This window comes from Massilia jejuensis, from assembly GCF_042656795.1.
GTDB lineage: Bacteria > Pseudomonadota > Gammaproteobacteria > Burkholderiales > Burkholderiaceae_D > Telluria > Telluria jejuensis.
Map to the genome: position 1 here is coordinate 1 of NZ_JBHSMS010000083.1, position 10,093 is coordinate 10,093.

General features: G+C 58.2%; 8 protein-coding genes and 3 pseudogenes. 1 reads left to right on the forward strand and 10 read right to left on the reverse strand.

Annotation, left to right across the window (positions count from 1 at the left end):
• Positions 1-424: 424 nt before the first annotated feature.
• Both ACFPOU_RS23170 and ACFPOU_RS23175 read right to left on the reverse strand, forming a co-directional pair.
• Positions 425-1,448, reverse strand: a pseudogene (locus ACFPOU_RS23170) (IS110 family RNA-guided transposase).
• Between the two features lie 136 nt (positions 1,449-1,584).
• On the reverse strand, positions 1,585-3,192 hold the full coding sequence (locus ACFPOU_RS23175; protein ID WP_379727279.1) for an alkaline phosphatase D family protein: 1,608 nt from the start codon (positions 3,190-3,192) through the stop codon (positions 1,585-1,587).
• A 343-nt stretch (positions 3,193-3,535) separates the two neighbouring features.
• Here ACFPOU_RS23175 and ACFPOU_RS23180 point away from each other — a divergent pair, with 343 nt between their 5' ends.
• Positions 3,536-3,781, forward strand: a complete 246-nt coding sequence (locus ACFPOU_RS23180) for a hypothetical protein (RefSeq protein ID WP_379727282.1) — start codon at positions 3,536-3,538, stop codon at positions 3,779-3,781.
• Between the two features lie 127 nt (positions 3,782-3,908).
• On the opposite strand, the gene ACFPOU_RS23185 is transcribed toward ACFPOU_RS23180, so the two are convergent.
• From ACFPOU_RS23185 to ACFPOU_RS23215, 8 genes and pseudogenes are all read right to left on the reverse strand, one after another.
• On the reverse strand, positions 3,909-4,097 hold the full coding sequence (locus ACFPOU_RS23185) for a hypothetical protein (RefSeq protein WP_379727285.1): 189 nt from the start codon (positions 4,095-4,097) through the stop codon (positions 3,909-3,911).
• Between the two features lie 162 nt (positions 4,098-4,259).
• Positions 4,260-5,801, reverse strand: coding sequence for an IS66 family transposase (tnpC, locus tag ACFPOU_RS23190; protein ID WP_379727288.1), 1,542 nt, complete (start codon positions 5,799-5,801; stop codon positions 4,260-4,262).
• Between the two features lie 54 nt (positions 5,802-5,855).
• Positions 5,856-6,196 (reverse strand): annotated as a pseudogene (tnpB, locus tag ACFPOU_RS23195) (IS66 family insertion sequence element accessory protein TnpB).
• Positions 6,196-6,396: a hypothetical protein gene (locus tag ACFPOU_RS23200; protein ID WP_379727291.1), complete on the reverse strand. Its 201-nt coding sequence runs from the start codon at positions 6,394-6,396 to the stop codon at positions 6,196-6,198. The pseudogene tnpB and the gene ACFPOU_RS23200 overlap by 1 nt, the downstream one beginning before the upstream one ends.
• A 28-nt stretch (positions 6,397-6,424) precedes the next feature.
• Positions 6,425-6,490: pseudogene (locus ACFPOU_RS23830) on the reverse strand (hypothetical protein); the annotation flags it as partial.
• Between the two features lie 376 nt (positions 6,491-6,866).
• On the reverse strand, positions 6,867-7,799 hold the full coding sequence (locus tag ACFPOU_RS23205; protein ID WP_379727294.1) for a DNA/RNA non-specific endonuclease: 933 nt from the start codon (positions 7,797-7,799) through the stop codon (positions 6,867-6,869).
• Positions 7,800-7,847: 48 nt separating this feature from the next.
• Entirely contained in the window at positions 7,848-8,087 is a 240-nt protein-coding gene (locus ACFPOU_RS23210; RefSeq protein WP_379727297.1) for a hypothetical protein, read from the reverse strand.
• 12 nt (positions 8,088-8,099) lie between these two features.
• Positions 8,100-9,650 (reverse strand): S8 family peptidase, encoded by a 1,551-nt coding sequence (locus ACFPOU_RS23215; RefSeq protein ID WP_379727300.1) that lies wholly within the window; start codon positions 9,648-9,650, stop codon positions 8,100-8,102.
• Positions 9,651-10,093: the final 443 nt, after the last annotated feature.

Sequence of the window (10,093 nt, forward strand, 5' to 3'; positions counted from 1 at the left end):
TTTTCTCCGCCCCCTCTACGATGTCGATGAATGAGATGACGCGACAACTATCCTGACACAGGGGGGCATGTCGGATCGTCAATGTGCGGCGTTGCAGTCTACCCGATCGGAGCAACCGCTCGGCCAACGCGACATATATGGACGTCCGCAGTTTGCCAAGCAGAGAATGGATGACAGCGAGTAGGAAAGGTTGCGCCCATATATCCGGACTTTGTTGAGGCCGTCGCCTCTGTTCCTGATGGAATACGCTGGTCGAGACCTTATCAGAACCGCGCGCTCGAAGCGCATGTCGCGTTGCAGGTTTGCTCAACCACGGTCTTACCTATTTTGCCATCACTTCGTTCCTGCCTGTACAACCTGAGAGATACTCCTGTTTCGTACTGATCGTTAGCTCCAGTTTCCGGCGTGTGCTCTGCCGTGCCGGTTATGCGCTGGCTGGCGCGTAACCGGCACGGAAGCGCTGATCGCTGCGGGTCAGCAGTGCCCATACGATCCGGGCATTTTTGTTCGCCAGAGCCACCGCGGCGATATTCTTGTTGCGTCGGTCAAGTAGGCGCCTGAGCCAGGCAGCCGCAGGCTTGTCTTGCGCGCATCGGATCACTGCTCGGGCTCCGTGGATCAGCAGTGTTCGCAGATACGTGTCCCCTCGCTTACTGATGCCCAGCAAAACCGATTTGCCACCGCTGGAGTGCTGTCTTGGCACCAGACCCAGCCATGCTGCCAGCTGCCGACCGTTCCTGAAGTTCTTCGCGTCACCAACTGATGCGACCAAGGCCGTAGCTGTAATCGGGCCAATACCAGGGACTTCTGCCAGCTTGCGGCTCAGGTCCGATTCGCGATGCCAGTGCGTGATCTTAGCTTCCAGTTCGTCGACTTGCTTGTCCAGCTCCTTCAAGTGCGTGTACAGCCGCTGTAACAATAGTCGGAAACTGTCAGGCAACTCCGGCTGTTCGATCAGCTGCGGCACGCGCTAGGCAATGTGAGTTATCCCCTGTGGAATCACAACGCCAAACTCGGCAAGCAAGCCGCGAATTTGGTTCGCCTGCGCAGTACGTGCCTTCACGAAACTCTGGCGCACCCCGGTGTACGGACAGGATAGCTTGCTGCTCGTCGGTCTTGATCGGTACAAAGCGCATGTTGGGCCGGGTCACGGCCTCACAGATGGCCTCGGCATCAGCTGCGTCATTCTTGTTCGTCTTGACATAAGGTTTGACGAACTGTGGCGCCATCAGCTTGACGACATGCCCCATGGCCTGGAGCTTGCGTGCCCAGTGGTGTGCGCTGCCGCAGGCCTCCATCCCAATCAGGCACGGCGGCAAATTCACAAAGAACTCCAACACATGGGACCGGTTCAGCTTCTTGCACAATACTGCCTTGCCCTGCGCATCCACCCCATGAACCTGGAACACCTGTTTTGCCAAATCCATGCCAACTGTAGTGATCTTCATGATGGTCGCTCCTTTCGATGACGAAGTGAAATCACTTCTCATTGTGGCACTTGCATGCCATTTTGAAAGCGGACGTCCATCCCATTAGAACCACATAGATCGCCCACTGCCGGCCTGCCTGCAATCTGTGTGGGCTTCAAACACCCAACGCCGGCAGCGTCTGTGCGAACTGCGAGACGCCGTCGAGGTTGAACAGCTCGACCTTCATCGCTTTAGTCCGCGGGTCAATGTTAACTTCACCAAAGAACTGATAGCCAGCAAACGGCGAGGAGTTCTGGATCAGCGGGCTTTTCGAGAATACCGCGGTGGGGCCGAAGGTTTTGTCGAGCACGCCCGGGCTGAAGGCGCCGGCATTCATCGGCCCGGCGACGAATTCCCAGAATGGGGAAAAGTTCGTGAACCGAGCCTGAGCGGGATCGTAATAGTGGGCGGCGCAGTAGTGAACGTCGGTGGTGATCCAGACAACGTTGGGGACCACCTTGATACTGCTGAGCAGGCGGGCCATCTCAAGTTCGCGTCCGAGTGGAACACCGTCGTTGGCGTTGGCGAGTGCTTCCCATAAGGCTTCACCCTGGGCGTTCTTGCCATCGCCGACGTTCAGCCCGATGGGCATGTCGGCGGAGATGACTTTCCAAGTTGCGGTCGAGGCTTTCAGCCCAGCGATCAACCATTCCACCTGTTCACGACCCAGGAATGCCGAACTGGCGTCTTCTGCGGTTTGCAGGTTAGTGCTGTTCGGACCACGGTAGGTGCGCATGTCCACGACGAATACGTCCAGCAGCGGGCCGTGCGAGATGGTACGATAAAGGCGCTGCGGTTCGCTTTGCTTGTAGTAGCGCATGGGCGCATATTCGAGGAAGGCGCGACGGCCGCGGGTGGTGAGGGAGGCAATGCTTTTTTCAGTGTAACGCGCGTCGGCCGATAAATCCTTGGCGGCGCTGTAGTTATTCGTCACTTCGTGATCGTCCCATTGCCAGACCTGTGGCACTTGGGCGGCGAACTTGCGGAAGTTCGCATCCATCATGTTGTAGGCATGGCGCCCGCGGTATTCCTTCAGCGTTTCCGCGACCTTGCTGACTTCTTCCGTGACCAGATTGCGCCAAACCTGACCGTTTTCCGCCGTTACCTGGGCCAAGATCGGGCCGTCGGCATAAATCGTGTCACCGTTGTGAATGAAAAAGTCCGGGTCGCGCAAACGCATCGTTTCATAGATTTTCATGCCGCCAAAATCGGTGTTAATGCCCCAGCCCTGGCCGCACTGATCGCCGCTCCAGTGAAAACGCACAGCCCGGGTTCCATCGGCAGGCGGCGTGGTCCTGAACTGACCTAAGATGGTTTCGCTTTCGATTTTCGAATTGTTAGGATCCACATACCGCACGCGCACGAATACCGTTTGGCCGGCGGGCAAGCCACTCAAGTCAACTCGGGTCGTGAAATCGGTGGCTTCGCTGGCATTAGGGCCAACGATACGACTGGCGTTGTTGAAACGGTCGCTGGTATCGTATTCGACAATCATTTGCGCATTGCGGTCGCTCCGGCTCCAGATGATCGCCCGATTATCCGTAATGTCGCCGAACTGTATTCCTGACGGCATCTTGGGCCGTTCATTCTCACTTACACCGATTGCCGTATGGTTGCTGCTACCGCCGCAACCCCCAAGCAGCAGCGAGCCGCCCAATGCCGAACTGCCAACCACTACCCCACCTTGGGACAGAAAACTGCGACGCGAAATCAATGAGGTCATGCTGGCTCCGTTCATTTGAAAGCAGCCCAGCTTAGTTTTTCAATATGACGTAACGATGAAATCGTTACGGAAGGGGGCGAGAGGGCAGGTGGTTTTAAGCGAGCGCCTTATCTGCCGACCGTCCGGTACTGACCCGAAGGAGAGCTTTGAAGGGTACTGTCAAGTTGTTGAGCCGCCGAGACGAGTTTCAGAATCCGGGGCAAAATGGCCTCGTCTGGTGTAGCAAATGTCGCACATTAAACGTCTTTCGCTACATCGGTGACCTCATTCCAGAGTGAAAACGCTGTAGTACGGACGGTATCGTCAAGTTGCCGGAGTCCGCCGCCGCCCCCTAAAATGGGGGATGGCCAACACTCCACTTTACCGCGGCTTCCGCTACCCTCGTGAGATCATCAGCCACGTAGTGTGGCTTTACTTCCGGTTCTCGCTGAGCTTTCGGGACATTGAGGAACTGATGGCCAGCCGAGGCGTCATCGTTACCTATGAGACGATCCGGCAATGGACGCTGCGATTCGGCCAGCAATTTGCCAATGAGCTGCGCCGACGTCAGCCACGACGGGGCGATAAATGGGCACTGTCAAGTTGTTAAACCGACGGGACGAGTTTCAGAGTCCGGGGCGAAATGGCCACGGCTCGTATAAAAATGTCGCAGATTAAGCGTTTCGCGCTACATCGGTGACCTCGTTCCAGAGAGAAAACGCTTGAGTACGGACGTGCTAGTACTGCTGGGCCGACAGGCGATTTCGCTGGCACCGGAAGACGTTGTTGATGGGCCCGTGTGCCGACAGGAAGCGCTGCGCATGCCTGAGTGACTTGTAACGACGCATTTGCCGTTCTCGCTGCCGCGTCGGTTGGTGCAATAGCTCGGCACGGTTGTTCAGTCCTTTGTGCTGGACGATGTTCAACGCCCGGCATGATCTGGATCTTGTCAGCGGCGTAACTCTTGAGCTTGTCAGTAATCAGAACCCGTGGCGCATAGCGCAAACCCTTGAGAAGCTTGCAGAAGAATCGTTTAGCCGCCTGTCGGTTGTGCGTAAGCGGCCAGCGGCCCCACCTTCCCCCGCCGCTTATATGCCGGTAGAGTTTGCGAACGGTAGTAGCGAGTCGATCCTGCTGTTGGGGCAGGTCGGCAGTTTTTCCAGGGTGCCAGCCAGCCAGCGTGCCCGGTCAAGTCCGTTGAGCTTGGCGGTGGCAAACAGGCCCTGGATGGCAGCGGCGCGGCGGCCAGCCCGTTCCGAGCCGGCGAACAGCCAGTTCTTCTTGCCGATGGCGATGGGACGGATGGCGTTCTCGACCGGGTTGTTGTCGATCGGCAGACTGCCAGAACCGGCGTAACGCTGCAGTGCCGGCCAGCGCTTGAGTGCATAGTCGATTGCCTTGGCCGTGCCGCTGCCGACGGCCACCGTGCGCTGGCTGGCCAGGAGCCAGGCGTGCAGTTCGTTCAGCGCCGGCACCGCCAGTTGCTCGCGTAACAGCATGCGCTGCGGCGGGTCCAGTCCGGCGCCCTGCTGTTCGATCACGTACAGCTTGGCGATGCGATGCAGCGCCTGCTCGGCGACGGGACTGCCGCCAGCGGCATGCACATCGAAGAATTTACGGCGGATGTGGGCCAGACAGGCCAACTCGGTGGGGCCGTCGGCGAACATGGCCTTGTAGCCGGCGTAATCGTCCACCATCAGGTGGCCGCGCCACCCATGCAGGAACGCGCGCGCGTGGGCGCCGGCGCGGCTGGTCTGGTAGTCGAACACGACAATCGGCGGACCGTCGTCATGTACGCCGGAACGATAGGCCCACAGGTAGGCGTGACGTGTCTTGCCGCTGCCAGGATCGAGCTGGCGCACCGGCGTTTCATCGGCATGCAGGCAATCGTGTTGGCGCAGCAGTTCAGCCAGCCGGTCGGCCAGCGGCTGCAGGGCCACGCCGATGCGGCCGATCCAGTCGGCCAGGGTCGAACGGGCCAGCGGCACGCCCTGGCGCGTTGCGATCTGTTCGATCCGGTACAGCGGCAGATGGTCAAGGTACTTGCAAGCGGCGACCCAGGCCAGCAGGCCTACGGCTGCCATGCCGCCATCAATCACGGCCGCCGGGACCGGTGCCGCGACCACTGTCTCGCACGGGCGGCAGGCGTACTGGGGACGAATGTGGCGGTGTACGAAGAAGCGCGCTGGCTCCACGTCCAGTTGCTCGCTGACGTCTTCACCAATCTTGACGAGCGTAGCGCCGCATTGGCCGCACTGGCACGCCTGCGGCTCATGGCGGTGCTCGATGCGCGGCAGTTCTGGCGGCAACGCCTGGCGTCCGGCACGTTTGCGTGGCGGCTTGACGGGTGCTTCGCTGCGCAGTTCCTCATCAATGGCCGCGAGGTCCATATCGACGGTCTCGTCGAACAGCAGGCGCTGTTCGCCGACCAGTGCTTCGCTGGCCTTGCCGAATCGCACGCGTTTGTAATAGGCCAGCTCGAACGTCAGCGCCTTGATCTTGAAGTCCTTTTCGGCCAGCACTGCATCTTGCCGCTCCAGCCTGGCCTGTTGCTGTTCGATCAGCGCCTGCACCTGCGCCAGTGCGACTGGGCTGAGGTCGATGCGGGCAAGTTCGTCGAGCAGGTTCATGCTGTGCAGTTTACCGGTCCCGACCGACGTTTACAAGCGCAACAGCTTACGTCCTCACAAACACCACTGCGCTGGCGCAGGCGCCGACAGGCGCTGCCAGTCCACGCCGGCGATCAGCCATTGCCATTGCTCAGCGCTTATGTGCCAGCACGCCTCACCTGGCTGCGGCCAGATGAACTGACCACGGTGCAGCCGGCGCAGACACATCCAGACGCCCGTGCCATCCCAGCACACCAACTTCAGGCGGGTGCGGCGACATTGGCAAACACATAGGCAGTGCCGTCGCACGGCGGGCGGCCCAACGCCTGCTGGACGTGCAATGACAGCCCGTCAATTCCGGTGCGCATGTCCACTGCTGCAGTGGCAAGCCAGATCGCTTGCGCGGAAACTTCCATCACAGCGCCCGCAGCATGTCGGCGAGCCAGCTGGCCGGCACGTCACGGGGCAACGTCAAGGTCCAGCCATGCTCGCTACGCAGACTGATGGTGCCAGGGGCGACGGCCGCCATCACGCGCACAGGGACTAACCCCGGCGACGGCTGCACCACGGCCAAACGCCGCGACCAGTAGCTGATCTGTTTCTGGGGAAAATCCATGCTCAAGCGCGAAGGCGCGCTGGGACAGGCCGCTGGCCCGCCACTGAGTAATGCGTTCCCGCCACTCCTTTTCTTGCTCCACATTCGCCACCATTTTTCTCCTCAATGATCGAAGAAAGCAGTGTGGCTACCATGATCAGGCATTCATAGGTGGATGGGCTGGACGCTTACCGTCTTCGTGCGAGAACCGGATCATATCGAGACCGGTGACTTTGTCGCCGCGGGCGCAGTTGGGGCGCGAGAGACCGGCCAAGCCAGCCGGATGATCCGGTCAGAAGTATGTGCATCGTTAATGATCGTTGGCTGATCGCGAAGATGAGGTTGACAGATGAGTGGCGCTCACGGGCCACCCATTCTGAGGTAGAACAGCGGATCCCCGGCTTGCGCGCCGCCTGGGCGGCAAGAAGGATCGAAATCCGTACGCCAAATGCGTGATGAAGGCCGATACCAACCGGTCACGGCACCTTGTTCTAGCTGAGCATTATGTCGCGGACGTCGTGTAGGGCAGAGGCGAAACTTTCGCTCGCCTGTTGAAGGACGTCGTATGATTTGAGATCCCCGAACGAGAGCTGGGCCAGTGCCTCAATGGCTGCGAGCGGACGCTGCTGATGCTGGAATTGACCGAAGACAAACGTTGGCTTGAGACCACCCACTGCTTCGGCCTGCGAGCTGACATAGCCCGTCGCACGAAGCGTTTTGCTCTCATCGTCGATGAAAGCAATTACTTTCCAGAACTGCAGCGGTATCTTCATGTCGAACATTTCTGGATCTGAATCGTCAAAGATCGGGCCCGTGAAGACACTGATGCGCATATTGTCCTTGTCGCAGTTCTTCAGCACATAGTCTTCGATCTTTCCCCATAGCCCGCCGTTGAAGCTTTGAACCTGGGGCGCCGCATTGGTCGCATGGAAGGTATCTTGGTCTGCTAACGCTGCGACCTTTTTGCCGCCCCAGTCGGGGTCCTGGCGTCTGGTCATGTGCCCGCGGCTGAAGTAGCCGTCCTTCTGGTTACCGTAGGGTCCCTCGAGCTCCTGATATTCCTTCGAGATCCTAGGGTCGTACTTCCAGTCATCGTTTCGCTTCACATTCACCCAACTAGCGCCGTCGATATTGCAGGCGCTGAACATTGGCATACGACGGGACATGGACACAACTGTCGAGAAGTGCACGTAGTCGAGTACATGCGTGCGCTTTCCCTTCCATTCGTAAGATGCTACGTCCGCAAGTCGTGCCGTGCTCAGTACCGGCAATTGGATAGCCGTCTCGCTATTGATGAAGCCCACGTCGTATCCAGTGCGATCCTCGTACTCCTCAGGAGGACTAATCGTCTTCCTGACGCGCTCGGGCTCAAGTTCTGAGGAAGGATTGAATCGATAGCGCGGCGTGAACTCTTTGGACGTCATCATATCTCCAGGCGAAAAAAAGCCCGGACACTGCCGGGCGGTGAGGGGCTAAGCTATGTTGACAATACGTTTGCGGGGCGGTCCGACGGAAGCTTGTGCTACCGGGCTCAACGACCATCCGCTGAACTTCTTTGCAACCTTGGCGAGTTCCACCTTGCTGCCGTCCACGAGAAGCGTCCCAGGCATGCGATCGAGCACCTGCGCATTGCCCAGCGAGGAGACAAGCTCACGCTCCTCCTTCTTAGGCGGGTCATTAACACCCAGGTAGCTTAAGACGTAGCGGCTCATGATAGGTCCATGTTACACCAAAATTCCGCTGCCTTCAAAAGTCTTCGCAAACCCTAGTGTCTGCGCTTTGCGCAGGGTCATCGTGATGATCGCATCCGACCTTTTTTGCGTCCTCTTCATGTTCAAGATTTTCTTGTTCTTACCGAGGAACTTCGCGATCATTCCTGTCATCGCCGGGCAAGCCATCGAGGTGCCGTCCATCGCGGCATAACCGTTGTTCATGGTAGAGACCACCCCTACCCCAGGGCCAATGAGTCCTACTTGGAAACCGAGGTTGCTGAACTCCGCGAAGTAGTTATCCATGTCGGTACCGTGCGGTTTGACTTCGCCGAGTTTTTGAATTGCACGCATGGGATAGGTGCCTTTCCGACCCAGTGCTGTCACACTGAGCACCTGGCTATACGCTGCAGGGTAGCGAACCGCCTGTCGGCCGTCATTGCCTGCAGCCGCAATGCACACCACGCCATTGGCACGAGCATAGCGGATTTGACGCAGAATCTCGTTGACATCTGTCTTTGTCCCGAGGGAGAGATTGATCAAATCACAACCGTCCTCGACAGCGCGCCGGATCGCTTTAGCGATGCTGAAGCTGTCTGCCGTCTTCGCCCTTGGTTTAAAGACCTTATAGACGCGCAGCTCTACACCCGGGGCGATACCTCGAGCTGCCGTGCCCGTAGGGCCGCGTCCGGCGATGATGCCGCAAACGTGCGTTCCGTGTCCGAGTTGGTCACCAACGTTCGTCGGTAACTGGTTGGGCACCACATTCACCGCTGAAGTAATCATGAGATCAGTGTGTGGATTGACACCAGTATCGATGACCCCAACGACCACTCCCATGCCATCCTTGTCCGAGCCACGCATATTGTAGGCGTCACGCGCGTCCATTGCCCCCAAATCGATTGGGTCGCATAACAAATCAAGACTGCCGTTGCTGAGAGGAACCCGGCGCTTGAATGTGCCCCAAAAACCAAAGGGAGGGTCAGTCTCGACCACGTCCAGAATGGTAGTACTCGACGGTAAAAGTACTTTTACCTCGCCGTTCTTGTCAGTCACGCCTTGCACCCCGGTGAGCGCCGAACGGTCCGTGAAAGCATAGACCGCCACGCCGACGAGCGGTGCCTTGTTTTTCTTGGACAAAACCCGAATCGTGAACGGTGTCCTGCCGCCTGCGGCGGAGGCCCCAAGCGGAGGCGTCACGGCCAGCGACCGGACCCATAGTGGTTCCAGCTCGACGACTTCAACAAGGCGCAGTCCTGGCTGTTCCTGTGCAATTAACTGCACCTCATCGGCGTTGAGATTAACAAGAAGTGAGTCGTTTGGCGCCACTTCGTCGAGAACCGTAATCCCGGCGGTCAATCCGCGCCTTGTGGGCCGTTTATCCAATCTAGTGGCACGCTTCGCCGTTGGAGATACGAGCAGCTTGCGAGTGGACTTCAAGAACGACACCGAGGTGCCTGGCTCTTCAATGTTGAAGAGATTCGTGTCTGGCATGAGAACGTACTGCTTTTTCTTCGCGTTGGTTGCCATGTCTTCCAATATCTCAAAGTCGGGATGAGCAAACATGCGTGGGCCGTACGAAACGCAATGCAACCAAAAAAATACAGACCTTCGCACGAGGTGTTATCAAATAATAATTCAAAAGAATAGGGCGTGTTCAAGTATTTGTGGTGCGCAATGATTAACATCGTTGCTCTAGCGCACCCTTCCCCAGCTACTGAAATTCGATGCTTACAGTTTGCATGTCAGCGCAACTATACGTCCGACTTTTGTTCGTGCAGCCGGCCATATCCAGCCTTGATTCGGTCAGATAGGTCATTTATTTCGCCACTACACTGTAAGCGGCCAGCGGCCCCACCTTCCCCCGCCGCTTATATGCCGGTAGAGTTTGCGAACGGTAGTAGCGAGTCGATCCTGCTGTTGGGGCAGGTCGGCAGTTTTTCCGGCTCTGTCGCATTGTTGAGCTGGCGACGAATTTTCTCGAGCATAGCGTGACCTCAGCTTACGCT

What these genes read in the sequence shown, in the direction of transcription:
- ACFPOU_RS23180 (WP_379727282.1), top strand. Translation starts at nt 3,536, where the DNA reads ATGGCCAACACTCCACTTTACCGCGGCTTCCGCTACCCTCGTGAGATC.
- ACFPOU_RS23205 (WP_379727294.1), bottom strand. Translation starts at nt 7,799, where the DNA reads ATGACGTCCAAAGAGTTCACGCCGCGCTATCGATTCAATCCTTCCTCA.
- ACFPOU_RS23200 (WP_379727291.1), bottom strand. Translation starts at nt 6,396, where the DNA reads ATGGATTTTCCCCAGAAACAGATCAGCTACTGGTCGCGGCGTTTGGCC.
- tnpC (WP_379727288.1), bottom strand. Translation starts at nt 5,801, where the DNA reads ATGAACCTGCTCGACGAACTTGCCCGCATCGACCTCAGCCCAGTCGCA.
- ACFPOU_RS23215 (WP_379727300.1), bottom strand. Translation starts at nt 9,650, where the DNA reads ATGTTTGCTCATCCCGACTTTGAGATATTGGAAGACATGGCAACCAAC.
- ACFPOU_RS23175 (WP_379727279.1), bottom strand. Translation starts at nt 3,192, where the DNA reads ATGACCTCATTGATTTCGCGTCGCAGTTTTCTGTCCCAAGGTGGGGTA.
- ACFPOU_RS23210 (WP_379727297.1), bottom strand. Translation starts at nt 8,087, where the DNA reads ATGAGCCGCTACGTCTTAAGCTACCTGGGTGTTAATGACCCGCCTAAG.